Source organism: Aureimonas sp. Leaf324 (genome assembly GCF_001423245.1).
GTDB lineage: Bacteria > Pseudomonadota > Alphaproteobacteria > Rhizobiales > Rhizobiaceae > Aureimonas.
Map to the genome: position 1 here is coordinate 614,768 of NZ_LMOH01000012.1, position 25,152 is coordinate 639,919.

General features: G+C 64.5%; 16 protein-coding genes. 10 read left to right on the plus strand and 6 right to left on the minus strand.

All coding sequences use genetic code 11. The features are described 5' to 3' along the window. Window positions 1-30: 30 nt before the first annotated feature. Window positions 31-3,441: a type I restriction-modification system endonuclease gene (gene hsdR, locus ASF65_RS10465; RefSeq protein WP_055888620.1), complete on the minus strand. Its 3,411-nt coding sequence runs from the start codon at window positions 3,439-3,441 to the stop codon at window positions 31-33. A 313-nt stretch (window positions 3,442-3,754) separates the two neighbouring features. Here hsdR and ASF65_RS10470 point away from each other — a divergent pair, with 313 nt between their 5' ends. The 5 genes from ASF65_RS10470 to ASF65_RS20850 all read left to right on the plus strand — a co-directional run bounded on the left by ASF65_RS10470 (window position 3,755) and on the right by ASF65_RS20850 (window position 12,307). Continuing rightward, window positions 3,755-5,797 (plus strand): MotA/TolQ/ExbB proton channel family protein, encoded by a 2,043-nt coding sequence (locus ASF65_RS10470; protein ID WP_244486613.1) that lies wholly within the window; start codon window positions 3,755-3,757, stop codon window positions 5,795-5,797. Then, complete coding sequence (locus ASF65_RS21680) at window positions 5,797-6,795, plus strand: OmpA family protein (RefSeq protein WP_055888621.1); 999 nt, start codon at window positions 5,797-5,799, stop codon at window positions 6,793-6,795. Before ASF65_RS10470 ends, ASF65_RS21680 begins: the two co-directional genes overlap by 1 nt. Next, complete coding sequence (locus ASF65_RS10480; RefSeq protein ID WP_156369248.1) at window positions 6,795-8,105, plus strand: EH signature domain-containing protein; 1,311 nt, start codon at window positions 6,795-6,797, stop codon at window positions 8,103-8,105. The genes ASF65_RS21680 and ASF65_RS10480 overlap by 1 nt, the downstream gene beginning before the upstream one ends. 11 nt (window positions 8,106-8,116) lie before the next feature. Beyond that, window positions 8,117-11,227, plus strand: a complete 3,111-nt coding sequence (locus tag ASF65_RS20845) for a DEAD/DEAH box helicase (protein WP_082505395.1) — start codon at window positions 8,117-8,119, stop codon at window positions 11,225-11,227. A 133-nt stretch (window positions 11,228-11,360) separates the two neighbouring features. Continuing rightward, a protein-coding gene (locus tag ASF65_RS20850; protein WP_156369267.1) for an IS630 family transposase occupies window positions 11,361-12,307 on the plus strand; the annotation gives its coding sequence in 2 pieces (ribosomal slippage) (window positions 11,361-11,700 and window positions 11,700-12,307; 948 coding nt in all). Window positions 12,308-12,704: 397 nt separating this feature from the next. Here the strand turns inward: ASF65_RS20850 and ASF65_RS10505 are convergent. From ASF65_RS10505 to ASF65_RS10520, 4 genes are read right to left on the minus strand one after another with little or no spacing between them, the layout of a single operon-like run. Continuing rightward, window positions 12,705-13,637 (minus strand): TIM barrel protein, encoded by a 933-nt coding sequence (locus ASF65_RS10505; RefSeq protein WP_055889125.1) that lies wholly within the window; start codon window positions 13,635-13,637, stop codon window positions 12,705-12,707. Window positions 13,638-13,648: 11 nt separating this feature from the next. After that, on the minus strand, window positions 13,649-15,163 hold the full coding sequence (locus tag ASF65_RS10510; RefSeq protein ID WP_055888632.1) for a glycerol-3-phosphate dehydrogenase: 1,515 nt from the start codon (window positions 15,161-15,163) through the stop codon (window positions 13,649-13,651). A gap of 4 nt (window positions 15,164-15,167) precedes the next feature. Continuing rightward, window positions 15,168-16,793, minus strand: a complete 1,626-nt coding sequence (locus ASF65_RS10515) for an FGGY-family carbohydrate kinase (RefSeq protein WP_055888633.1) — start codon at window positions 16,791-16,793, stop codon at window positions 15,168-15,170. Between the two features lie 42 nt (window positions 16,794-16,835). Continuing rightward, on the minus strand, window positions 16,836-17,738 hold the full coding sequence (locus tag ASF65_RS10520) for a sugar-binding transcriptional regulator (protein ID WP_082505461.1): 903 nt from the start codon (window positions 17,736-17,738) through the stop codon (window positions 16,836-16,838). A 363-nt stretch (window positions 17,739-18,101) separates the two neighbouring features. Between ASF65_RS10520 and ASF65_RS10525 the strand changes: the two genes are divergently transcribed. From ASF65_RS10525 to ASF65_RS10545, 5 genes are all read left to right on the plus strand, one after another. Further along, window positions 18,102-18,755 carry a DUF2291 domain-containing protein gene (locus ASF65_RS10525; RefSeq protein WP_055888637.1) on the plus strand — a complete coding sequence of 218 codons (654 nt, stop codon included), beginning with the start codon at window positions 18,102-18,104 and terminating at the stop codon, window positions 18,753-18,755. Further along, on the plus strand, window positions 18,752-20,287 hold the full coding sequence (locus ASF65_RS10530) for a sugar ABC transporter ATP-binding protein (RefSeq protein ID WP_055888639.1): 1,536 nt from the start codon (window positions 18,752-18,754) through the stop codon (window positions 20,285-20,287). The genes ASF65_RS10525 and ASF65_RS10530 overlap by 4 nt, the downstream gene beginning before the upstream one ends. Window positions 20,288-20,301: 14 nt before the next feature. After that, the gene (locus ASF65_RS10535; RefSeq protein ID WP_055888642.1) at window positions 20,302-21,372 is read left to right on the plus strand and encodes an ABC transporter permease; all 1,071 of its coding nucleotides are present in this window, start codon (window positions 20,302-20,304) and stop codon (window positions 21,370-21,372) included. 59 nt (window positions 21,373-21,431) lie between these two features. Beyond that, window positions 21,432-22,379, plus strand: coding sequence for a D-ribose ABC transporter substrate-binding protein (locus ASF65_RS10540; protein WP_055888644.1), 948 nt, complete (start codon window positions 21,432-21,434; stop codon window positions 22,377-22,379). 166 nt (window positions 22,380-22,545) lie between these two features. Next, entirely contained in the window at window positions 22,546-24,213 is a 1,668-nt protein-coding gene (locus ASF65_RS10545) for a thiamine pyrophosphate-binding protein (protein WP_055888646.1), read from the plus strand. 7 nt (window positions 24,214-24,220) lie between these two features. Here the strand turns inward: ASF65_RS10545 and ASF65_RS10550 are convergent, their stop codons facing one another. Then, window positions 24,221-25,036: a sugar phosphate isomerase/epimerase gene (locus ASF65_RS10550; protein ID WP_055888648.1), complete on the minus strand. Its 816-nt coding sequence runs from the start codon at window positions 25,034-25,036 to the stop codon at window positions 24,221-24,223. Window positions 25,037-25,152: the final 116 nt, after the last annotated feature.

Below are 25,152 nucleotides of genomic sequence, written 5' to 3' on the forward strand. Positions count from 1 at the left end.
GCTTGTAAGGCCCGATGGGCGAGGGTCAACTCACGCCGCCGTCTGCCAGATCGCCTCGTTGAAGGCGTGCAGGACATCCTCGAGGGTGCCGTCGAAATCCTGCGAGATGCGCCGGAAACCGCCCTTGTCGGCAAACGAGCCCTGGTCGAAGAGGCTGGGATCGGCGACGGGCTTGTCCTTCAGCGCCCGGCCGATGCGGCGCAGCCAGTCCTTCTGCTTGGGCGTCCAGGCGCGGGAGCGCTCGATCTGCTCGATCGCCCGTTCCACGCGCACAGCATAGGGAACCAGTGGATCGCCGAGCGCGGCTTGGCGCACGAAGCCGATGATATGGGCGGCGATGTCGGCGTTGCGGGCTCGGCCATAGGCCGCGCGCAGCATGGCCTCGGAATAGTTCTTCTCGTCCAGAAGCGCGGCGAGCGCCGTCAGCTCCTTGCGGGTGAGCTCGCGCGGCCGCTGGGTGACGGCGATGAGCGCCGGAATCTCGTTCATGTTCTCGCGCACGAAGCGCTCGAAGCCGGTGATGTAGTCCTCCGGGGTCGTGTTGCGGCCGAAAATCTCCTCGATGCGCAGAAGTTCGTCCTCATGCGTCGAGATGACGACGCCATCGTTGGCACGTGCCACCCCGACGGGACGGCGCTCCAGAAGCTCGACGGCGCGCGGGTGGGCTGCCAGCCAGTCGGCGAGCTCGGCGCCGGGGCGGGTGGCAAGTCGCCCGATCGCCGCCTCGGCGGGCTCGCCGGCATGTCGCTCGAAACTCGCGCGGGTTTCCTCATCCATGCGGCTGGCGAGCGAACGCATCCGCACGATGACCTGGCCCGCGACCCAGTTCACATCCTCCTCGTCCTCTGCCTTGCCGAGATCGACGGCGAGCTGGCCGAGCGAGATGTCGGGCTTCACCACGACGGGCCGCATGTCCGTCATCTCTTGCAATTCGGCATAGAGATCGACGGCATCGAAGATGCGAAAATTCTCCTTGCCGATCTCGGGGCAGAGCCGCGTCGCACGCCCGATCATCTGATCGTAGAGGATGCGGCTCTTCACCCGTCGCACGAAGACGAGATTGCAGATCGCCGGCACGTCGACGCCGGTGGTGAGAAGATCGACCGTGACGACGTATTTTGGATAGGGGTCGTTTTTGAACCGGCGGATCATCTCGTCCGGCTTGTCGACCGTGCCGGTGATCTTGGCGACCATGGCGTGCGGCACGGCGTCCGCCCCGTGCTCGTCGCGCAGCGCCTCCAACAGAAGGCGCACGAGATCGTCGGCATGGGTATCGCGCGCCGCAAAGATCAGCGTCTTGCCGGGCCTGTCCGGCGGGATCTCGGCGGCGATCGCCTGCGCCACCACGCGGTTGAAGGCTTCCGAATAGACCCGGCGGTTGAAGTCGGCGAGATCGTAGTTCAGCGAAACGTCGTCCGGCAGCTCAAACAGGTCGATCTGCCCGGTGCGGCGATCGACGATCTCGACCTCCTCGCCCCCTTCGTAATGGATGCCAGCCTCCGACAGCGCGGTGGTGATGCGTCGTGGCGGCAGATGATCGTTGAGATAGCCTTCGACCACGGCCTGCCGATAACCGTAGTGGAAGACGGGGTGGCCGAAGATCTCGCGCGTGTGGAGGGCCGGCGTCGCCGTCAGCGCGATCTTCACCGCGTCGAAATAGTCGAGCACCTGGCGATAGGCCGACTGATAGTCGTCGATGCTACGGAAGCCGATGTCGCTCTCGCGCAGCTCCGCGTCGAGCGTGTAGCCGCGATGGGCCTCGTCCACGATGATGCAGTCGAAGGTTCCGGGCGTCGGTCGCTTCGCGACATCCGGCTCATTCAGGATGCGGGCGATCAGCGACTGCACGGTCGTGACCTGGACCTGGTCCTCCCCGTCCGGTACCTTCTTGTCGAAGCCGGCGACCTTGTAGATCTGGGCGAAGTTCAGCATGCCCTCGATCTCGGTTGTCTCCAGCGCGTCCGAAGCCTGCTTGCCGAGCGCCTTGCGGTCGACCAGGAAGAGGATGCGGCGGAAGCGCTTGTGCTTCAGCAGGCGATACATCAACGCGATCGAGGCACGGGTCTTCCCCGTGCCGGTCGCCATCGAGATCAGGATCTCGCGCTGCCCGGCCTCCAAGGCCGTCTCGACCGCCGCGATCGCATCCTCCTGATAGGGGCGGATCCGGCCTGATCCAAACGACTCCTCCGCCAGGCCTTGTGCCGCCGCGTCCACGTCCGTCTTGAGCTTCGCCAGGAGATCGCCAGGAGAAAACCATTCCGGCTGCGCCAGTGCGTGATTGATGGGCCGGCGGATATCGCGATACCAGATGCCGGACTTCACCAGCCACTGGCGCACGAAGGGCCGGCCATTGGTGGCGAAGACGAAGGGTACGCGGAAAGGCGCGTCGAGGCCGTGCTGCCAGGGCGCGTCCGGCGCGAATTCCTCCGACGTAAGCTTGATGGTAGCCGCGTAGCGCTCGGCCTGCGCAAGGACCGAGGGCACGTCGGCGGCCTCGCGCTTGGCCTCCACGACACCGACGCAGACGGTGCCGCAGAAGAGCGCATAGTCGACAGGGCCCGTCTCCGTCGGCCACTCGGCGATGGCTCTGTGGCGCCCCTCCTCCGGGCGCGCGCCCACGGCATGACGCAGTGAGATGCTGTCGGCGTCCCAGCCCATGCCGCGCAACTGAGCATCGACCAGAAGGCGCGTCTGCTGCTCGTCGAGCTCCAGTCGCGCCGCCGCATCGCGGCCGGCCTGCCGGACATCCAGAAGTTGCTGATCGGGCTTGGCAGTCGCTGCGGCCTGGAGTTGCGCGAGCGTCCTTGCAAGCTCCGCCTGGTTCGCCTCCAGGTCGATCGCCGTCTTCTCCCAGACCGCGCTCTCCTCGCTTGCCTGCCGAGCGAGCTCCTCCGCTGCCGCCCGCGCCTTGGCCAGCTCCTCTGCCGAAGCTTTCGTGGCCGCAAGGCGCGCCTCAGCTTCCCGAACCTGAGCGCGGAGGGCTTCCAATTCTCCTTGCGTCCCGGCGTCCACCTCGCCTGGAGGCCGGGGCGGCACGAAAGGACCGGGCTGGAAGCGTGGGTCGCGCCCATAGGTGCGGCGATACCAAACGCCGAGGGATCGGCAGAACTTCAGCGCGGCCAGCGCCTCGGACGGCGTGCCGCCAAGATCGTGCGCCGCCTCGTTGCCCCTCTTCCGGATCGCGTGGAAGACGTCGGCGACCTCACGCGGCAGGAGCTGCGCTCCCGACAGACGCCGCAACATCTCATGCGTCGTTTCGCGGCTGTCCCGGTCGTAGACCCCGGACAGGGCCGCGATCTCCTTCACCATGCGTTCCCCGAACTGCCGGCACTTCATCAAGGACGTGTTGGCATCCATGGCGAAGAAGCGTTCAGCCAGAACGCCAAGCCGATGCAGTTCAACGCTAAGGGGCTGGAGATGGTCGAAGTTCTGCGATGCCACTCTTCCAGTCCCAAAAAATCCCTGGGCATACCCTAACTGGGGCAACTCAGACTGGCAAAGAATTACAAGCGGGCGTCAGCGAGCTGCATATGCGGCGTTTGAGCCTGCTCGCCGCGGATTCCATCAGATGCGGAAACTCAGCCGCCTGCGACTTTAGGGGGCAGCGCTCAACCTCGCTATCGAGTCCGCCTAACCGCACCTAAAGCGGAAAACCTCCAAAATTTGGTGAGATCGAGCCCATACGCTTGAACTCGGCTTGAGTGGCTCGCTGTAGCCTTCTACTGATGAGGGTACAGAAATTCTCCTTTGAGTTATGATTTTGGAATTGATCCTCGCTGTCGGCAATTCGGTCCGCGAGCATGTGCTCGGTGTCGCGGCCCTTCTAAAAAATCCCGCTTCTCCCGGCCTAGTCACTTTGGCTCTGATCTCGGTTTTGGTCGCAGCCATCCTCCAATTTGGGCTAACGGTCAAAAGGCGACGATCCGCACTTAACCGAGCCCAGGAAATTATTTCTTCGGCCACAGACGCGAAAACGTTCAGCAGCTCCATCTCGCGGTTCGATGCTCAGATTCGGGCGCTAGCGGGATCCTCAGAGCAACGCCACGTCAGAGCCGCATGGAGTAAGTATAGAGAGACCCTTGTTCTCCACGAAGAGGAACACGAAACCATTTTACGCAATGCCGTCCGTCCCGCGACGTTCTTCAACCTCGAAGACTTGGGGTTTGGAGCGGGCTTCTGGCGCATTGTACCTGGACTCTTTGTATCTGTTGGCCTCTTCCTTACTTTTCTTGGCCTCATATCCGCACTCACTTCGCTTGACTTAACAACACCCGATCAGGTGCAGACGTCGTTACGCGAACTTCTAACGATTGCCTCGGCGAAGTTCATCATGTCGCTCACAGGCTTGCTCTGTTCGATCGTTTTCACGATTGCGCTGCGCATTGGATTGGGCCGGGTTGACCAAGCCATCCACCAGCTTTGTGGAAAAATTGAACAATGCCTCACTTACATAAGCTTGGAGGCTCTGGCTGCTGAACAGCTCGCTGCAACACGTGAGCAGCGTGAACATTTCCGTCACATAGGCTTGGAACTTGTGGCGGAGCTGGGACGCCCTCTGCGCGAGGACTTGCCTTTAGCGATCTCGACTTCGATCGCCTCTGCCATGTCACCTATCCTGCAACAGGTTGGGCAAGCGGGTGCAGACGGCATGGGTTCAATGGTTAAGGACCTATCTTCCCGTTTTTCCGACGATGTCGGGCGCGCACTTTCGGATGCAAGCGCCAAGTTGGCTGAAGCTGGCGAACGGATCGGCCATCTGTCCGAACGCATGGACCAGAGTTCCGGGCGAATGGGAAGCGAGATGGACTCAGCCGTCACTCGACTTTCACAGGCGATCGAAGACTTGCGCAATTCTATGGGATCGACTGCGGAAACAGCGAGCGGCGCTCTGACCAAAGGGGCAGACCATCTCCTTTCGGTCATGAATCAAACGCTGGAGGGCATACGAGATAACACGGGAGAAGGCGCTCGGGCGATCAGCGCGGCTGCATTTGAGATGCGGGGCGCCGCTGAAATCTTCAGAACAGAGATCGAACAAGCGTCCCGCAGCGGTTCGGAAGCGGTCAATGCCAGGCTTCAGAATGCTGGCGACGACGCCAGTAACGCGATCGGCACGGCCGGCCGAGGTATGATTGAAGTTTTCGGACAAACGAGCGGAGAACTGGCTAGAGTAGCCTCCGATCTTTCGGAAAAAGCGGCTCGAGATCTTTTCGAGCCTCTTGATCGCATCTCGGAGAAGTTCAGCGTCATCTTGGACGGACTAGCAGACGGCACAACCAACCTCCGTCGCCTTTCGGACGGCATGCGAGCCGGTGCCGAGGCCAGCGAAACCGCGGCCGGCAATTTTCGCTCCGCTTCGAACGACTTCGTTCAGGCGGCAACACCGATGCGGGCGATCCACGAGCGAATCGAAGCCGCCATCCGGCAACTGTCCACCAGCACACAGACCGTCGCCGAAACGCTATCGCGGTCCGCTGAAACAACGGCGCGGAGTGCCGCTGATACGCTTGCCTCAGCAAGTCAGGTTCTCGGCGGAGAAGCTCGCGCGATCGAGTCCGCACTAAGCGGGGTTGCCACCGTCCTCGAACGGATGAAAGGCCAAGGCGACCGTCTTGACGAGATGGACGAGAAGCTCGGGCGCGCGTTCGAGATCTACAATGAACGCGTCGCTGCTGCCGTTGAAGGCATGTTCGACCATGTGCGACGAATGCAGGCCGAGCTGTCGCCGGCTCTCGACACACTACAATCCGTCGTCGAGCAAGCTGAACAGTTTGCGCCGGAAAGCCGGAGGCGCTGATGAGAGGCGGCACTTACAAGCGCCACCATGAAGAAGAGGAAGAGTCAGTCTTCGTGGCGATGACTGACATGACCGTAAGCTTCCTCTTCGTCGTCATGATCCTCCTAGCATTCTTCGCTTCTCAGATTCAGGATGAAGACACTGTGCCGCGTGCGCAGTACCAGACACTAGAAAACGAAAGGAGCCGGCTGCAAAGTGAGCTGAACGCAGCCCTCCGCCTCCAGCAGCAGGCGGAAGATCGCCTTCGCGAACTTGAGCGGGATCTACAGCGGCAAGCGGAGGCACTCAACATCGCCATTGCAGCTAAGAATGCAGCAGACGAGCGGGTTGCGACGTTAGAGGCCGAACTAGCAAGGTTGGATCAGAAGGATCCGCTCGAGATTTATCTAGCGGAGGTGGCGGATCAACGCCGAAATATTCTGGAAAGCCTACAGAAGCAGTTAAAGATCGATTTCCCAGACCTGCAAGTCGTGGTTAGCGAGGAACTGGATGCTCTCAGATTTAAGGGAGACGGCCTCTTCGAACGCGGAAAAAGCAGCCTTCGACCAGACAAGCGGCTAATCATCGAAAACATCGCCGCTCGCCTCGATGAAACGCTGACTTGCTTCACTCTTGGCAGCACAGCTCGTTGGAGCGAAACCTGCAACGAGATTGGTGCGGTCATCGAAGCTGTTCAGATCGAAGGGCACACCGATGCCGACGGTCCCGACAACGCGAATATTGCGCTCTCGACTGCCCGCGCCAACGAGACCTTTTTCGCCATGACGGCGCGTGTGCCGTCGCTGGTCGATCACTTCAACACACGCAACCAACCTGTCTTGTCTGTCGCGGGCTATGGGAAAATGCGCCCTATCGCGCCCAATGATACCTTGGAAGGTAAAGCGACCAATCGCCGAATTGATCTTCGGATAATTATGTACACTCCGCGGTCAGCCGATGAAATCAGCGCGATTGCCGATAAGCTCCGCAGTGGAATCACGCATGGAGCTCCGCTTTGATGCTCAAGGAGCTTCTGTCGCGCCCCACATCGTTCGAGGCACCTGCGCTTCCTGCTTTGAACAGGCTTATCGCGACGAAAGAACGTGTTTTGAGCCGCTGGCCGGACGTTACTCCCGAACCCGCCGAGAAGGATCGAGAACGGCTCGTAGCAGAAATGCGTAATCGAGTGGTCCGTGATCAATGGGATGGCGCTCACCTCTCGTTCGTCACAGCAGCCGCCAGAGCAACCTTCGACGCGGAACGCCAAGGGCGTTCAGATCTTGCCGAGCTTCGCGCTTTCTACGTTGACGAGATACGAGCTTCCACGAGCCGGACGTTTCTCAGCGCTATGTCATCAGTTTACGTCGGCAGTTTCGTGCCGGGTGCGCAGCATACGATAACGCTTGCAGGGGCGCTCCAGGACGTGTTGGTCCGCATCGGCTCCCCATGGCGTCAGCTCTTCGAACATGTCCCGGCCATTCTATCGCCAAGTGGCGCATCGAAGGCAATTGCTGAGTTGATGACGACAATGACTGATCCTTTCAATGAACTAAAAAGGATCGGAATGCGCAGCCCCCACGCAACCGGGCTCATGGATCACGCGCATGTCGCTTACGTCGAAACCCTGGAGCGCGAGCTTTCGCAACGCGCGGGACTCGATCGGTTGTTTCAGTGGTTGAGACCTGACGGGCAGAGCGCGCGCGTGTCAGGCGGCGCGGAAGCCATCAACGCAGTGCTCGGTCACTGGCTTACCAAGAACCCAGCTGCCGCTGACGTCACCCACATCACGCAGTCGCTCATCGGGTTCTATGGCGATCCTAGGATCCAGCGGGGCGGCGCGTGGGCCGGCGTGTCCCCCGATCGTCTTGCCGTCATTCTGCGCTGGCTGACGGGCGAGAACATCAGGTTCTTTCTGGATGTGGTGTCTGCCGTAGAAGACAGTCATATGTGGGAGCCCCGGAGGCGCTTCTGGCTGAAGCTGTATGAACAGGGGCGAATCAGTGCTGCTTGGGTCGCATTCAGCAAACCTGCCGCTCAGTACGCTCGGCAGCACTCTTCAATGCACGGCAGCACAGGGATGCTAAATTTTGGCCATCAAATTGCTCGTGGCGGGCGCATGAATACTTCTCTTCTCATTCTTAAAATCGGTCAAAAGATAGTCGTCGAGGGGTCGCATAATTATAAAGTTCATATTTTCGACGAACACAGCGTGACAAGCCCGCAACTGTATCAGCGTGGATACGACTGCGAAAAGATCCGACTTCTCCCAAAGGCCAACGCGAAATCCCATAATGGAGATTGGCAAGGTTGGGTTCTTGAAAGAGTCTAAGGGCGCAAAGCGTGCTATTCGATATATCCTATGATGTCTCGTTCATTAAAGTGGCCTTGCGGGACGAAAAACCCGGATTGCTTGCTCGCCTCTTTCAAAGACGGCAGTCGGCTGATCTTGCAAATCTCCCGTTGAATGATCGAACTCTTCTGCTGGCCCTTGCCGATCTGAGAGCTCTGGCTGATGAGCATGGCGGCGAACTCGATATCGGGTCGAGTCACATCCAAATGTCTCATTCGCTGGCCGCCAGACTTCCTGGCAAGACGGCAGCAACGCTCGGCCTTCCCGACATCGTCGATCTCACGCTCCGCACCGACGTGGAAGGGGTTTTGGGCACGCCATCATTTAGACTGCGCCATGAGTGGACCAAGAATGGGCAACGCCAGCTCCCCCAACGAACCGGAGCTATATTGGAAACGTCCGACGGTCTGCGACGACTTCCGCTCTGGCTCATGGAAGCCATCGAGGTAGCAGAGGACTTTCGCCCCGGGTCTGACGATAAGGCACATTGGGCAGCGCTTGCGCGGTTTCGACAAGCCTTGGATCCTGGCGTAACCGTTTCGAACGATAGCGGTGCTGCAAAAGCATCGATGACAGATTTCCTTGCTGGCCTGCAAGTCCGGGTGGCTGATCGCTTTTCGGTTGCAGCATCAGCGGACGGAAACGACTTCGAAGTTGTGCCGTTTCACAGCAGGGTTTTGGAAAGAGAGACGTCATTCGCTGAAGATGGAAGCGTTTCGGAGGATCATGGCGAACTCAATGGGGAGGAGCTGGCTCTGTTTCAGAACCGTGTGCGGGATCGTGGCGCCTTATCCGCCTACCGGCTTGGCAGCGGCAATTATATCGTCGTCGATCCAGCAGCCACGACAGCTCTCGAAGTCATGACGCAGATGCAGCGCGCCCCTGTGACTGAGCGCGCAGCCTTCATTCGAAATCCCCGCGCTCGAATTACTGAAGCGGTCGAAGGTCACCTTCGAAGAAGCGGCGCCTTCGATGGGTTGAGCGAAGAGGCTATTGAAGAGACCGTAGAACGAGCGGCCGGCCCGATGTTCGTCGAAACGCGGGAGTTCTCTCAACGCGTCATCGGTAAGAGGGTTTTTGAGAAGACCGATCTCGGTCCTGAGATCAGCGATCCGACAACATGGATGCCGGAAGAGTTCGCTCGTCGTCTCAACGATGCTCTTTCTTCCATGAGCGAGCTTGAGCTGAAGGATTTGCGTGATCGCGTTGAGCAATCTATCCAATCCGCTAGCCCTGACGTCGAAATCGAGGACTTCAGCATTCCAGCTCGACCGGAGGCCTTAAGCACGATCGATCGTCACTTGGCAGATCGGGCTAGAGGCCTTGAAGAGGAAGCAGCGAACTTCGAACACGAACAGGTACAATCCGGATCCATTGTCCTCGATACGGTGGTGAATTTCAAAGACCTGCTTTGGGAAAGCCTACTGAAGCCTCGTACGTCGAGGATCGATGACAATGTACCTCCCTCGATTCGAACGCCCTTGAAGCTGCATCAGATCGAAAGCTTAAATTGGCAGATAGCCGCTTGGAAGGCGGGCTTACCCGGCGTGTTGAACGCGGACGAACAAGGCCTCGGTAAAACGCTCCAGACGATTGCGTTTCTCGTCTGGCTTAAAACCCATCTTGCAGACTCACAAGGTATGAAGAATGGACCCGTTCTCGTCGTCGCCCCAACATCCCTCCTTGAGAATTGGGAGCAAGAAGTTGCGCGCCATGTGCAGGAACCAGGTTTAGGTCATCTTATCCGGCTTTACGGTACGGCTACCGGCACGCGCAAAATCTCGGGGGCCCGTGGACGAGACATAGAGACGGGCGAAGCTAAGCTCGACCTTGATTTTCTGCATGAAGCGATCGCAGAGGATCGAGCTCATCGTTTCTGGATCCTTACCACTTACACGACGCTGACAAACTATCAGCACTCTCTTGCAGCCGTGCCGTTCTCGACCGTCGTTTTCGACGAGATTCAAGCTGTGAAGAATCCTGACAGCCTGCGTGCACACGCGGCTCGGTCGATCAACGCGGACTTTCGTATCGGGCTGACCGGCACCCCAATCGAAAACAGCGCTGTCGATCTGTGGGCCATCATGGATCAACTCGCACCTGGATCACTTGAAAGTCTCAAGGCGTTTCGCCAGCGATACGCGGTCCCCGACGAAACCAACATGGAGGACTTGCATCGCCGGGTCTTCAAAAAGGACGGTGCACGGCCTCCTCTCGCTCTAAGGCGATTGAAGGAGGAGGTCGCCAAAGATCTTCCTGAGAAAAGCCGCCGTTTACATCCGCGCTTAATGCCGACGAAGCAAGCCATCGTCTACGAAGATGCGCGATTAAAACTTGCCAATGGCGGCCCTGGTGCCGCTTTGAAAATGTTGCATCACATCCGGACGGTCTCCGTCCATCCGTCCCTCGACGAACCTTCGAGCGACGAAGGTTTCATAGCAGCGTCAGGACGCGTTCAGGCAGCATTCGATGTCCTGCGAAAGATCGCCGCGCAAGGTGAGCGGGCATTGGTCTTCATCGAACATCGGCAGATGCAGTACCGATTCATCGAGTTGGCTCGAGCCGATCTGAAACTTTCCCACATCGACCTGATCAATGGCGACACTCCCATTCCGAAGCGCCAAGCCATCGTTAACCGCTTCCAAAGACACATAGAAGATGACCGGGGATTCGATCTTCTCGTTCTTGGCCCTAAAGCAGCCGGAACGGGCCTCACCTTAACGGCGGCTACCCATGTGATCCACCTTTCGCGCTGGTGGAATCCTGCTGTTGAAGAGCAATGCAACGATCGAGTGCACCGCCTAGGCCAAACGCGACCCGTGACCATTCACATGCCGATGGCCATTCACCCTGGCTATCTCGAAAACTCCTTCGATTGTCTTTTACATAGCCTGATGCAGCGCAAGCGAAAGCTGGCCGCTTCGGCGCTTTGGCCAATGGGAGACACGCAGGGCGACACCGCGGAACTTCAGAAGATGCTCTCGGCAGAAAAGAGCGATGCTGATGCAGATCCCCTCATGCGATCGGTTGAAGCGATGTTCCGCCGAGACGGTCAGTCCCCTCCTGTCTTCTCCGGCGATGGATCGGTGCCGCTTCGTTGATGCCTCTCGCGATCGCTTGCGCGCGTGGCCGCTCTAAGCTCGGCAAATGCTTAAGCTGCCTAGAGCGTTTTCCGGCCGGGTAGAGTCTTGGCGTCATTTGTGGTTCCATCTGCCCTCTGGAAGGGAGGCGTGGATGGCGCGAGCGTTATCGATTGATCTTCGGCATCGAGTTCTGCGGGCGATGCGCGAGGACGCCTCAACGCATGCGGCGGCCGAGCGGTTTGGGATCGCGATCGCAACAGCGGTGCGCTGGCGCTCGCAGGATCGGGCGGGCCGCAGCGCTCCCCTGCCGATGGGTGGGGATCGTCGCTCAGGTCGCATCGAAGCGGAGGCTGGGTTCCTGCAAAGTCTGATCGATGGCAAGGACGACATCACGCTGCACGAGATGCAGCGCCGTCTGGCCGAGGAGCGCGGGCTCAAGGTCGGGATCGGCACGCTCTGGCGCTTCTTTGACCGCCACGGGACGACGTGGAAAAAAAGACCGCGCACGCCAGCGAGCAGGAGTGCCCGGACCTTTTGAAGCGGCGGCAGGCCTGGTTCGATGATCAGCTCGATCTCGATCCCGCCAAGCTCGTCTTCATTGATAAGACCAGCCTGTCGACGAAGATGGCACGGCGCTACGGCCGGGCGCCGCGAGGCGAGCGATGCCGGTCCGGCGTGCCGCACGGCCACTGGAAGACGACGACCTTTACGGCCGCCCTGCGCCTGACGGGCATGACGGCGCCTATGGTGCTCGACGGCCCGATGAACGGCATCGCGTTCCGAGCCTACGTCAGCCAAGTCCTGGTGCCGACCCACTCGCCCGGCGACATCGTTGTGATGGACAACCTTCAAGCTCACAAGGCCGAAGGCGTGCGGGCGGCCATCGAAGCGGCCGGAGCATCCTTGCGCTTCCTGCCGCCCTACAGCCCCGACTTCAACCCGATCGAGATGGCCTTCTCCAAGCTCAAGGCCCTCATGCGGGCTAAGGCCAAGCGAACCATTGAGGCGCTCTGGAAAGCCGTCGGCACACTCATCCCGCTCTTCCTGCCCGCTGAATGCGCCAACTACTTCAAAGCCGCTGGATATGACGCAGACTGATCGGAAAACGCTCTAGATGACGATCAGCGATCGCACGTTTCCCCGACGGAAATCATTTCCAAATGAACTTTTATGAGCGGGCGTATCGGACCGAGTACGGCAACGGCTGGCCATTGACGTCGGCCCAAAACCTGGGCACAAAACTGATGCCCATTGTGGCGGCGAAAGCCGAAACCAAAAGTGTTTACAGCGACTTGGCTTTTATCTGGCTGAGAATCCAGGTTCCCCAGCCAGCTCTCTTCTCTTCTAAAATATCGCATCGACCGCGGACAGGCGGATCCGTCTGCGTTCGCGCGCGAGCGCGCCCGGCTGGGGGCCGACGCATCCCGGTGGTGGCGTCCGTTCGATGTCCGGTGCGGCAGGACGGGTGCGCCCTGCCGCCCGAGGTGACCGACCCTCAGACGCGAAGGTCCGCTGCGCCAGTGTCGATGTGGGGTGCCCAGAAGGCGACCGATTCGGCGATCTGCTCGATCACCTGCCGGTCGTTCGGCTCGCGCTCCTTGAACGAGAGTTCGAGGCAGATCTCGTTGTCCGCCGCTCCCCCTTGCGCGAGGGCGGCAAGCAGCGGTTCGGGCTGGATGCGCCCGCGCGCATTGAACTCCGCCGTGAACGGGCGGTGGCCGCCCTTGTCCATCAGGCTCTGCTTGATGTGGATGATCGGCGAGACCTTCGGCACCGCGCGCGCCCAGGCATAGGGGTCGAAGTCGTCGGGGTTGTCGCTCGTCACGTCGCCGTGGTCGATGTCGGCCATCATCCACATCGGCACCGCCATGCGGGCAGCCGTCAGCCGGTCCTGCAGCGTCATGCACTCGGCGATCGTCTCCCCGAACTCGCGTCCGATACTCATCGGCTCCCAGAAGACGTAAGCGAGGCCCGCCGCCTTCGCGTGTTCGGCGACCTCGGCCCAGCAGTCCACGGCGATCGCGATCAGCTCCTCGCGGCGCGCCGCATCGTCGAAGTCGCGATAGGTGAAGATCGCGAACTGCGTGCCGACCGAGGTCCCGCCGAGATCGCCCGTGATGTCGGCGAAGGTCTTGAACCAGTCGACATAGTAGCGCCGCACGTCGCGGTCGGGATGGCCGAAATGGTTGAGCCGGCCGTAGGGACCCGTCATGCCGCTCGTCACCCGCACGCCAGTGCGCTCGAGGGCCCGATCCATCTGGCGCGTCAGGCGACGGACCACCGGCGCCGGCCACGACGGATTGATGAACTCGTGCGTCAGCTGGAGGTCGCGGATCTTCAGGTTCCGGGCGACCGTGTCGACCAGGTCGTCGGGATCGGCGAAGCGGTTCACCAGCGGGTTGGTGTTCAGCGAGAGCTTCAGGGGCATGAAACGTTCCTTCAGGCGGCGCGGCGCAGCGCGGCGCTCTCGAACCATTCGGTGAATTCGGCGCGCTCGGCCGGCGTCATGTGCAGACCCTCCTTGGTGCGGCGCCAGAGGATGTCCTGCGGCCGCTCGGCCCATTCATGGGCGACGAGGTAGCGCACCTCGGCCTCGAAGAGGCGGCGCCCGAAGCGGCGACCGAGCCCCTCGACCGAGGTTGCCGAACCGATGATCGCCTGCATCCGCGTGCCGTAGAGACGGCCGAAGCGGTGGATCATCTCGCGGCCCATCCAGGGATAGCGCGCGCGCATCGTCTCGCAGAACTGGATGAAGTCGGCGTCCGGAATGTCGCCGCCCGGCAGCGTGGCGTCGCCGGTCCAGGCCCTGCCCATCGCGGGGAAGAACTTTCCGATCTTTTCGATCGCGTGCTCGGCCAGCTCGCGGAAGGTGGTGATCTTGCCACCGTAGATGTTGAGCATCGGGGCGCCACCGTCCTCGTCGAGGTCGAACGAGTAGTCGCGCGTGACGGCCGACGGGTTGCCCTTGCCGTCGTCGAAGAGCGGGCGCACGCCGGAGAAGGTCTCGAGGACGTCCTCGCGCCGCAGCTTCTCCTTGAAGTAGCGGTTCACCGCGGCCAGGAGATAGGCGATCTCGCTCTCGTCGGCCTTCACGTCCTCGGCGCGCCCCTCGTAGGCGATGTCGGTGGTGCCGATCAGCGCCTTGTCGCCCTCGTAGGGGTTGATGAAGATCACGCGCTTGTCGGTATTCTGCACGAGATAGGCATGCTCGCCGCGCCAGAACTTCGGCACGATGATGTGGCTGCCCTTCACAAGGCGCACGTTGCGCCGCGAGTTGCGGCCCGCGACGCGACCGACCATGTCGTTGACCCACGGACCGGCGGCGTTGACGATGCAGCGGGCCTGCAGGCGGCGCGTCTCGCCGGTCGTCTCGTCGCGGACTTCGACCGCCCAGACGTCGCCCTCGCGCCGGGCGCTGGTGCAGGCGGTGCGCGTCAGCACCTCGGCGCCCCGCTCAGCGGCGTCCACGGCGTTGAGGGTCACGAGCCGGGCGTCGTCCACCCAGCAGTCGGAATACTCGAAACCCTTGGGGTACTTGTCGAGGATCGGCGCCCCTTCCGGGTCGCGCAGCATGTCGAGCGTGCGCGTGCCCGGCAGCTTCTTGCGGCCGCCGAGGTGATCGTAGAGGAAGAGGCCGAGGCGCACGAGCCAAGCCGGCCGGTCCTCCGGCGAATGGGGCAGGACGAAGCGCATCGGCCAGATGATGTGGCTGGCGGAGCGAAGCAGCACCTCGCGCTCGATCAGCGCTTCGCGGACCAGACGGAACTCGTAGTATTCGAGATAGCGAAGGCCGCCATGGACGAGCTTGCCGGAGCGCGAGGACGTGCCCTCGGCCAGATCGTCCTTCTCGCACAGGACGACGGAGAGGCCCCGCCCGGCCGCATCGCGCGCGATGCCGACCCCGTTGATGCCGCCACCGACCACCAGCACGTCGACCGTCTTCGTCTCGCTCATCGCGTCAGTTCCCTGTCTCTTGGCCGGCGGCGATCGCCAGTTCGGCGGGCTCGGCACCCGCGTCGAGGCGAACGTCGCGCGAGCGCAGCGCCGCCATGTGGTTCCAGACGGGCGCGAGGCCCTGCCGCGCCGTGCGGTAGCCCTCGAAGACGCCGGCGTAGCGCTCGGCGAGCCGGGCGTCGGGCGCTTCGGCCGGCCCGAGGAGTGGGGTCACCCAGGTCTCGATGCAGGCGTCCATCGTCGGAAAGGCCTTAATCGCGACGGCGGCCATCATCGCCGCGCCCGCCGCCCCGGCCTCGTCGCGCGAGGAGGTGCGCACGCTGGCACCCGTCGTCGCGGCCAGCACCGAGCGCAGTGCGCGTGAGCGCGCGGCCCCGCCGGTGAGGCGAAGCTCGCGCGGCATGTCGCCCATCGCGGCGTAGCAGTCGCGCGCGGCCATCGCGATGCCCTCCACCACGGCCCGCACGAGGTCGGGATAGCGGTGGCCGCTCGACAGGCCGACGAAGCCGGCCCGTGCGTCCGGGTCGATGAAGGGGCCGCGCTCGCCGGCCGAGATATAGGGGTGGTAGAGGATCGCGCCCGGCTCGGAGCGGGCGAGCCAGCCCTCGATCCGGCCGACGAGGTCGGCCTTGGAGGGTCGATCGCCGAACTCGGCGACGAGATCGGCGGCGGTTCCGAGCACCCAGTCGATGTTGAGGGTCGCGGCCATGTTGGTCTGGACCTGCGTGACCACGCCGGGGATCGGCAGCGCGATGACGTAGCCCGTCCCTTCCGCGTTCAGGAACACGTCGTCCGAGCGGACCGCGCGCATATGGACGCCGGTGGAGCCAACCGTCGAGCAGGCGACGCCGGGCTCGCGGGCGTAGACGCCGGCCCCGAGCGCTGTCATCACCATGTCGACATAGCCGAGCGAGACCGGCGTGCCTTCGAGAAGACCCGTCGCCTCGGCTGCCTCGCGCGTCAGCGGATGCGTCGTGATGGTGCCGTCGAGGATCGGCGGGAGAAGATGGCGGCGGCCGGAGAGGCCGAGCGCCTCGATCACCGTGTCGTCGTAGGCGCGATTGCGGAAGTCGCCGAACGTGAAGCTCGCCTCGGACGGATCGGTCGCGCGCACGCCGGTGAGGCAGAGGTGCAGCCAGTCCTTGCAGTGGAGCGCGACCTCGGCCTGCCCGATCAGGTTGAGGTGGAGGGATGCCATGTGCGCCAGTTGCGCGCCCTGCTGGCAGGTGTTGAGGCCGGTGCCCGTGCGCTCGAACCGCGTGCGCTCGAGCGGTCCCTCCCAGAGACGCCGCACGGTCGGGGCCGACCGGGCGTCGAGCCAGAGCCAGGCGTCGCCGACGGGCCGGTTGCCGGCGCCGACGAGCCACGTCCCGTCGCCTTGGCCCGTGACCGAGACGGCCGCGGTGCGGCGCGCAAGGCCGTCGACGACCTGCCCGAGCTCGCGCAGCGCCTTCGCGCAGTCCGCCCAGGTCCGCTCCATCGACTGGACGGCGGACCCGTCCGGCTCCTCGCGATAGGTGTTGACCACCGCCGCTGTGCCGAGCTGCCGGCCGGCGAGATCGAAGGCCACGGCCTTGATCACCGACGTGCCGGCATCGATCCCGATCAGGACGTCCGCGCCCTCAGCCATCGAGACCGCTCCTCCCGTTCGCTCCCGCCATCGCTTGCCTCCTCATCCGGCGATCCTTTCCCCCTGGTCGCGCATCAGTGTCCGCGCGGTGCGCTCGTCGGTGATCAGCCCCGTCAGGACGCCGCTGCGCAGGACCGCGCGGATCGCCGCGACCTTGCCCGGCCCGCCCGCGATCGCGACCGCCCGGCGGCCGCGAATGTCGTCGAGCGCCGGCGAGACGGTGCGCCCGCTGAGCGGCGTCTCGACCGGCGCCCCGTCCTCATCGAGGAAGTGGCCGAGCATCTCGCCGACGCCGCCGCCGCGCCGAACCTCGTCGATCTCGTCGGGGAGGATCATCCCGGAGCCCACGAGCTGCGCGTCGAGCTGCGCCGTGCCGATGCCCATCAGCATCAGGTCGGCGCGGCAGGCGAGCCGGAAGATCTCGTCGACGCCGCGCTGCGACAGGAGGACGTCGAGGTCGGCGGGGGAATTGGCGACGAAGGGGATCGGCATGACATAGGCGAGCGCGCCGGTGCGCTCGGCCAGCCGATGGATGACGTCGTGCGGGTTGGCCGCGAAGTTGCGCGTAAGGCCACCCATCAGGGAGACAAAGCGCATGGCGCCCGACCCCGTCGGCGTCATCGCCGTCACGGCGGCGGCGAGCGTGCGGCCGAATCCGATGCCGAGCACGCCGCCCTCGGCCGCTTCGATCTCGCGCTCCAGAAAGCTCGCCCCGGCACCGCCGAGCGCGCGCAGCGGCATGCCGTCCTCCTCGTGGAGATCCGGCACCACCTCGCAGTGGGCGAGGCCGAAGGCGTCGCGAATCGCATCCTCCAGCGCCACGCACTCGGCGACGCCGCCGACGACGGATACCTTCACCGCGCCGTTCTGATACGCCCAGGCGATCAGCCGATGCGCCTTGGTGGACGACACGCCGAGCTTCTGCGCCACCTCGCCCTGCGTCATTCCGGCTGCGTAATGAAGCCAGGCCGCACGGATCGCAAGGCTTTCGTCGGAGTCGCGCTTGGTCGACGTGCGCACCGGCCCTCCCAGGCTCCCATCTGCACTGCAAAATTTTGCAATGTGAGAAAACTATTGCATTCGTCCGCCGAGTGTCAATAATTTCCCCCATGCCAAGGGCCACCGAAGGGTCGGCCCGGCTTCCGGAGGTGGAGACCCGGAGGCGACACGGCGACGGGAGGGTTCACGCATGCGACTGGGGACAAGGTGCCCGCATCGGCTGCCGATCAACGATCGGCCCTTGCCCATGCGCGTCCCCGTTTCGCATGTGTCGCACCCCACCGCGCCGCTCGAGACAAGGAGCGTTCGATGACCCTGCAGGCTGAACGGGCGCCGCGTCGCCCGACCCGATCGCGCGGCGTCGTGATCGGCACGGTGGTGGCGCTCGCGGTGGTCGCGGCGATGGCCTACGACACGCGCATCGTCACCATCGGCGGGGAGCACGACGTCCAGGCCGAGGTGTTCTCGCCCGCGACCTTCGGCGCCAAGGCCTTTCCCGAGATCCGCTCGAGCGTCGAGACGCGCGCCGTCGATGCCGCGCAGCTTGCCACCGAGCTTGGCGCCGACAAGGCGGCGGCGACGACGAAATACGGCATCTCCGGCGGCACCGGTCCGGTCTTCCCGGTGAAGTTCACCGGCACCGTTGGCGAGGGCAAGTCCGGCCTCTACAAGATCGCGGTCGCCGGCGTGCCGCCGGAGACCACCGTGCGCGTCCAGACCGGACCGGCGATCAACGGCACCGACCTTCGCGACGCGACGGGCACGATCGGCTTCGGCCAGTTCAAGAACCAGATCGAGTACCAGAACGCCGGCGCGGCCATCAACGACCAGATGAAGAAGGACGTGCTGGCGGGGATCGACAATGCGGCCCTCACCGGCAAGACGGTGACCGTCACCGGCGTCTTCCGCCTCGTCAACCCGAAGAACTGGCTGGTGACGCCGGTCGCCGTGAGCGTCCAATGAGCCTCGCCGGGTCCCTCGACGACGTGGTGCTCTCGGCGCGCAACGTCGCCAAGTCCTACGGCAACGTCCACGCGCTGAAGGGCGTCAATTTCGACGTTCACAAGGGCAAGGTGACGACGCTGTTCGGCGAGAACGGCGCCGGCAAGTCGACGCTGATGAAGATCCTGTCGGGCGTCGTGAAGCCGACGTCGGGCGAGATCGTGCTGGAAGGCGAGCCCGTCACCTTCTCGTCGTCGACCGACGCGCGCGATCGCGGCGGCATCTCGATCATCCATCAGGAACTGTCGCTCGCGCCCAACCTTTCGGTGCGCGACAACATCTTCATGGGTCGCGAGATCGTGGGCCCGGCTGGGGGCGTCGACTTCGCCGAGGAGGAGCGCATCACGCGCCTCCTGATGGAGGAACTCGAGGAGGACATCGATCCCCTCACCCCGGTCGAGGACCTGCGCCTCGGGCAGCAGCAGATCGTCGAGATCGCGCGCGCCCTGTCGGTGAAATCGCGCATCCTCATCATGGACGAGCCGACCTCGGCGCTCAGCGCGACCGAGGTCGAGGTCCTGTTCAAGGTGATCGGCGACCTGAAGAGCCGCGGCGTCTCGATCGTCTACATCTCGCACCATCTCGAAGAGGCGCTGGAGATCACCGACCACGCGGTGGTGCTGCGCGACGGCACGATGACGGCCTATGCGCCGCGCTCCGACATCGATCTCGAATGGATCGTCCGCAACATGGTGGGCGACAACTACGATCTCGGCTCGCCCCCGTCCGGCTATGCGTTCGGCAAGGTCGCGCTCAGCATCGAAAACCTCAGCGTCCCCGACGCCGCCCGGCCCGATCGCTCGGTGGTCGACAATGTCTCGCTGGCCGTGCGGGCCGGCGAGATCGTCTGCATCTACGGCCTGATGGGCGCGGGGCGCACCGAGATGATGGAGACCGTCGCCGGCCGCCTGCGGCCGAGCGGCGGGCGCGTCCTTTTGGAAGGCGACGACCTGTCCGGCCTGTCGATCGCGCAGCGCATCGCACGCGGCCTCGTGCTCGTGCCGGAAGACCGCCAGCGCGACGGGCTCGTCCAGACCATGAGCGTCGGCGAGAACCTGTCGCTCGCCTCGATCGGCTCCTTCACGCGCGGCCTCTTCACCTCGAAGCGGCGTGAGCGCGAGATCGTTTCGGAGGCGATCCGGGGCGTCCACATCAAGACCGACGGCGGCGGCGCCCCGATCGGCTCGCTGTCCGGCGGCAACCAGCAGAAGGTCGTGATCGGCAAGATGCTGGCGACCGATCCGACCGTCGTTCTCCTCGACGAGCCGAGCCGCGGCATCGACATCGGCGCCAAGTCCGAGGTCTTCAAGCTTCTCGCCGAAGGCGCGCGCAAGGGCCTCGCCGTCGTCTACTCGACGTCCGAGGTCGGCGAATGCCTCGCCGTCGCCCACCGCATCATCGTCATGCACCGCGGTCGGATCTCGGCCGAGTTCGGCGCCGATGCCACCAAGGAAGAGATCATGGCCGCCTCCGGCGAAGCCGTGACGCACTGAACCGGAGCCCCGTCATGAGCACCACCTCCACACTCAAGGCGTCCGGCAGCGGGTTCGATCTCGGCCGCGTGCTTCTGGAAGGGCGCGCCTTCTTCGCGCTGATCGCCATCATCGCGATCTTCTCGTCGCTCTCGCCCTACTACTTCTCGACCGCCAACTTCCTGACGATGGCCTCGCATGTCGCCATCTTCGGCCTTCTGGCGATCGGCATGCTCCTCGTCATCCTCACTGGCGGCATCGATCTGTCGGTCGGCTCGACGCTGGGCCTGTGCGGCGTCATCGCGGGTGCGCTGATGCAGGGCGTGACGCTCGAGCCGCTCGGGGTCATCCTCTACCCGCCGGTCTGGGTGGTCGTGATCCTCACCTGCGTCGTCGGCGCGCTGGTCGGGCTGACGAATGGCATCCTGATCGCCTTCTTCAAGGTGCCGGCCTTCGTGGCGACGCTCGGCCTTCTCTATGTGGCGCGCGGCATCGCGCTCCTGATGACCAACGGCCTCACCTACAACAATCTCGGCGGCCGCCCGGAACTCGGCAACACCGGCTTCGACTGGCTCGGCTTCAACCGCGTCCTGAACGTGCCGATCGGCGTCCTGATCCTCGCCGCCGTCGCGATCCTCGCCAGCGTCCTCCTCAACCGCACGGCCTTCGGCCGCTGGGTCTATTCGACCGGCGGCAACCAGCGCGCGGCCGAGCTTTCCGGCGTGCCGGTGAAGCGGGTGACGATCCTCGTCTATGTCCTGTCGGGCATCTGCGCCGCGATCGCCGGCCTCGTCCTGTCCTCGCAGCTGACCTCCGCCGGCCCGACCGCCGGCACGACCTACGAGCTGACGGCGATCGCGGCCGTCGTGATCGGCGGCGCGGCGCTGACCGGCGGGCGCGGCAACATCCGCGGCACCATGCTCGGCGCCTTCGTGATCGGCTTCCTCGCCGACGGCCTCGTGATCATCGGCGTGTCCGCCTACTGGCAGACCGTCTTCACGGGCGCGGTCATCGTGCTCGCCGTCCTCCTCAACTCGATCCAGTACGGCCGCCGCGGCCCCAAGCCCGGCAAGAAGGCCGCCACCTCTTCGCCATCGAAGGCATGATGCCTCCACGACGGCAAGCCTCGCCGGGAACCGGCATCTACAAGGGAGTGAGACCAACCATGCGCATGACCCGGACGCTTCTGGCGGCAACCGCCGCCGCCGTGATGACGATCTTCTCCGCGCCCGCCTTCGCCGACGGCGCGATCTCGATCATCGTCAACGATCCGTCGAACCCCTACTGGTTCACCGAAGGCGAGGTCGCCAAGGCCGAGGCCGAGAAGCTCGGCTACACGGCCACCGTCGCCGCCCACAAGGGCGACACCAACGCCGAGTCGCGCCTGATCGACACGGCCATCACCAGCCAGGTCAAGGCGATCATCCTCGATCCCGCCAATGCCGACGGCTCGGTCGGCGCGGTGAAGAAGGCGGTCGATGCCGGCATCCCGGTGATCCTCGTCAACGCCGAGATCAACCAGGAGGGTCTCGCCAAGGCGCAGCTCGTCTCGAACAACGCGCAGGGCGCGGCGCTCGGCGCCCAAGCCTGGGTCGAGGCGGTCGGCGACAAGGGCAAGTATGTCGAGCTCTTCGGCGCCCCGTCGGACAACAACGCCCAGACCCGCTCGAACGGCTTCGAGACGGTGCTGACGCAGTATCCCGACCTCGTGAAGGCCGGCCAGGAAGTCGCCAACTGGGACCGCACCCAGGGCTACAACAAGATGCAGTCGCTCCTGCAGGCGAACCCGGACATCATCGGCGTGATCTCCGGCAACGACGAGATGGCGCTCGGCGCCGTCGCGGCGCTCAAAGAGGCCGGCAAGCTCGCGAACATCAAGGTCGGCGGCTTCGACGGCTCGCCGGACGCGGTGGCTGCCGTCAAGGCGGGCGAGCTCCAGTACACCGTGCTGCAGCCGGTGGCCGTGTTCTCGGCCGAAGCCGTGAAGCAGGCCGACGCCTTCATCAAGAACGGCAAGACCGGCGTCGACCAGGAGAAGCAGCTCTTCGACTGCATCCTGATCACCAAGGACAACGCCGACAAGATGACGGCGCCGTTCACGATGACGCCGTAACAGGCGGATCGCCCCGAGGGGTGCCGCTCGCCCGGCACCCTCCCCTTCGATCGAGGCAGCCGCCATGCGGCTGCCTCTTTTGTTTTGCGCGCCTCCCGATCGACGGTCGACGCCGGATGCCAGCCGAGTACAGTCGACCCCGCGAATCTCTGGGAGGAGACGAAACATGCGCCATGGCGGCCAACTTCTCGTGGAATGCCTTCTGGCGCTCGGAGCCACCAAGAGCTTCGGCGTGCCGGGCGAGAGCTACCTCGCCGTGCTCGACGCGCTGCACGACACCAAGGGCCGGCTCGACTTCGTCCTGTGTCGCAACGAGGGCGGTGCGGCTTTCATGGCCTCGGCCTTCGGCAAGCTGACGGGAACGCCCGGCATCGCCTTCGTCACTCGCGGTCCCGGCGCGACCAACGCTTCGATCGGCGTGCACACGGCCCGCCAGGACTCCTCGCCGATGCTCCTCTTCGTCGGCCAGGTCGGCACCGACATGCGCGGACGCGAAGCGTTCCAGGAGGTCGACTACCGCGCCGTGTTCGGCACGCTCGCCAAGTGGGCGGTCGAGATCGACGACGTGGCGCGCCTGCCGGAGATCGTCGGCCGGGCGTGGTCGACCGCCGTGTCCGGGCGCCCCGGGCCGGTCGTCATCGCCCTTCCGGAAGACATGCTGACGACGCGGACCGACGCGGCGCCGCTGAAGGGCCCGCCCCGCCTCTTCGAACCCGCGCCGTCGCCGGAGGCCGTGGATGCCGCCCGCGCGCTTCTGGCCGGGGCCGAGCGTCCGCTGATCCTCCTCGGCGGCACGAACTGGAGCGACGCCGGGCGCGCCGCCTTCCAGGCCTTTGCCGAAGGATCGGATATCCCGGCCGTCGCGGCCTTCCGCTACCAGGACCGCTTCGACAACCATTCGCCGGTCTATGCCGGCGAGGCCGGCGTCGGCATGCCGCCGCATGTGCGCAGGCTGATGGCCTCGGCCGACGTGATCCTCGCCGTCAACGTGCGCTTCGGCGAGATGACGACCGACGGCTACACGCTGCTCGATGTGCCCGAGCCGCGCCAGGCGCTGATCCATGTCCATCCGTCGGATGCCGAGATCGGCAAGATCTACGTGCCGGCGCTCGGCATCCATGCCGGCCCCAACGCCTTCGCAGCCGCCATGGCACCGGTCGCCGGCAACTGGAGCGGCTGGCGGGCGGAGGCGCGGGCCGGCTACGAGAAGAGCTTCGAGGCGCCGGCCCAGCCGGGGCCGGTCGACATGGTGGCGGTGACGGCGTGGCTACGCCAGCACCTGCCGGAAGACGCGATCCTCACCAACGGGGCGGGCAACTTCACGGTCTGGCCCAACAAGTTCGTCCGCTACGGGCCGAAGGCGCGGCTCCTGGCGCCCCAGTCCGGCGCGATGGGCTATGGCCTGCCGGCCGCGATCGCCGCCAAGGTCGCCCACCCCCGGCGCACCGTGGTCTGCTTTGCAGGCGACGGCGACTTCCAGATGACAGCCTCCGAACTCGGTACGGCCATGCAGGCGGGGGCGCAGCCGATCGTGCTGATCCTCAACAACGGCCTCTACGGCACGATCCGCGCCCATCAGGAGCGACAGTATCCCGAGCGGGTCTCGGGCACCACGCTGGAAAACCCCGACTTCCCCGCGCTTGCGCGCGCCTACGGCTTCCACGGCGAACGGGTGGAGGCGACGGCCGACTTCGCGGCGGCGTTCGGGCGCGCGCTGGCATCGCCCACCGGCGCCGTGCTGGACCTTGCGATCTCGCCGGAGGCCCTGACGCCGCGACAGACCCTCACCGAAATGCGCGCCGCCGCGCTGGCGGCACGCGGCGGGGACGCCTGACGACGCCTCACGCGACGAGGCAGCGCAGGGTCTCGCGGTTGCGCCTGACCGCGCTCGCGGGATCGCGCGCCGCCTCCTCGGACTCCTCTTCCAGCACCAGCCAGCCGTTGAAGCGGGGCGCCTTCGCCACCTCCGCGATCACGGCCGGCACGTCGCAGATGCCGTGCCCGAGCATCGCCCAGGCACCCGTGGCATCCACGTCCTTCAGATGGAGGTAACGGATGCGCGCGGCGTGGGTTCGCAACGTGTCGAGAATGTCCATGCCGCCGCGCAGGATGTGGCCGGTGTCGGGCACCCAGCCGACGGACGCCGGGTCGAGGCGCTGAAACAGCGTATCGTAGTCGGCCCGGTCGAAGAGCAGCGTGTCGTGGTGCGAACTCGGATGGACCGCCACCTCGACGCCCGCAACGCGGCCGATCTCGGCGGCCCGGTTGTAGACGTCGGCGGCGATGCGGAACTTCTCGTCCCGCGGCCCCGCCGACATGACGGTCGCCGATCCCATCGACAGGACGGCGCGGGGAAAGCGCGCGGCGAAATCGGCCCAGCGTCGCGCGGTCTCGAGGTCGTTCTCGACCTCGTCGATCTCGGTGAAACCGCTCGACGAACTGAAGGTGAAGGCGACGAGTTCGAGGCCGCGCGCCTCCAGCGCCCGCGCGAAGGCCTCGGGCTGGCTGCCATAGGTGCCGATCATCGTGTCGGTGATCTCGATCCCGCCGTAGCCGCCCGCTGCGATCGCATCGAGGAGGTCGTCGGGTCCGCCGGTGAAACCCTCGCCGAGCATTTCCCACGTGTAGGTCTGACACCCGATCTCGAGCTTCGTCATATCGTGTCCCCCATTTGCCGCCCGTTCCTCCCGAGCGGCTGTGGGTCGCAGTTCTGCCGGGCAACGGCCGAGGGTTCAAGCCGCGGCCGGCCATCGCGCCGCCGTCCACCGTTTCG

Bases quoted from the DNA above. Each gene is read 5' to 3' on its own strand.
- ASF65_RS10470 (WP_244486613.1), top strand. From the start codon at position 3,755: ATGATTTTGGAATTGATCCTCGCTGTCGGCAATTCGGTCCGCGAGCAT.
- ASF65_RS21680 (WP_055888621.1), top strand. From the start codon at position 5,797: ATGAGAGGCGGCACTTACAAGCGCCACCATGAAGAAGAGGAAGAGTCA.
- ASF65_RS10480 (WP_156369248.1), top strand. From the start codon at position 6,795: ATGCTCAAGGAGCTTCTGTCGCGCCCCACATCGTTCGAGGCACCTGCG.
- ASF65_RS10505 (WP_055889125.1), bottom strand. From the start codon at position 13,637: ATGCCCCTGAAGCTCTCGCTGAACACCAACCCGCTGGTGAACCGCTTC.
- ASF65_RS10510 (WP_055888632.1), bottom strand. From the start codon at position 15,163: ATGAGCGAGACGAAGACGGTCGACGTGCTGGTGGTCGGTGGCGGCATC.
- ASF65_RS10515 (WP_055888633.1), bottom strand. From the start codon at position 16,793: ATGGCTGAGGGCGCGGACGTCCTGATCGGGATCGATGCCGGCACGTCG.
- ASF65_RS10520 (WP_082505461.1), bottom strand. From the start codon at position 17,738: ATGACGCAGGGCGAGGTGGCGCAGAAGCTCGGCGTGTCGTCCACCAAG.
- ASF65_RS10525 (WP_055888637.1), top strand. From the start codon at position 18,102: ATGACCCTGCAGGCTGAACGGGCGCCGCGTCGCCCGACCCGATCGCGC.
- ASF65_RS10530 (WP_055888639.1), top strand. From the start codon at position 18,752: ATGAGCCTCGCCGGGTCCCTCGACGACGTGGTGCTCTCGGCGCGCAAC.
- ASF65_RS10535 (WP_055888642.1), top strand. From the start codon at position 20,302: ATGAGCACCACCTCCACACTCAAGGCGTCCGGCAGCGGGTTCGATCTC.
- ASF65_RS10540 (WP_055888644.1), top strand. From the start codon at position 21,432: ATGCGCATGACCCGGACGCTTCTGGCGGCAACCGCCGCCGCCGTGATG.
- ASF65_RS10545 (WP_055888646.1), top strand. From the start codon at position 22,546: ATGCGCCATGGCGGCCAACTTCTCGTGGAATGCCTTCTGGCGCTCGGA.
- ASF65_RS10550 (WP_055888648.1), bottom strand. From the start codon at position 25,036: ATGACGAAGCTCGAGATCGGGTGTCAGACCTACACGTGGGAAATGCTC.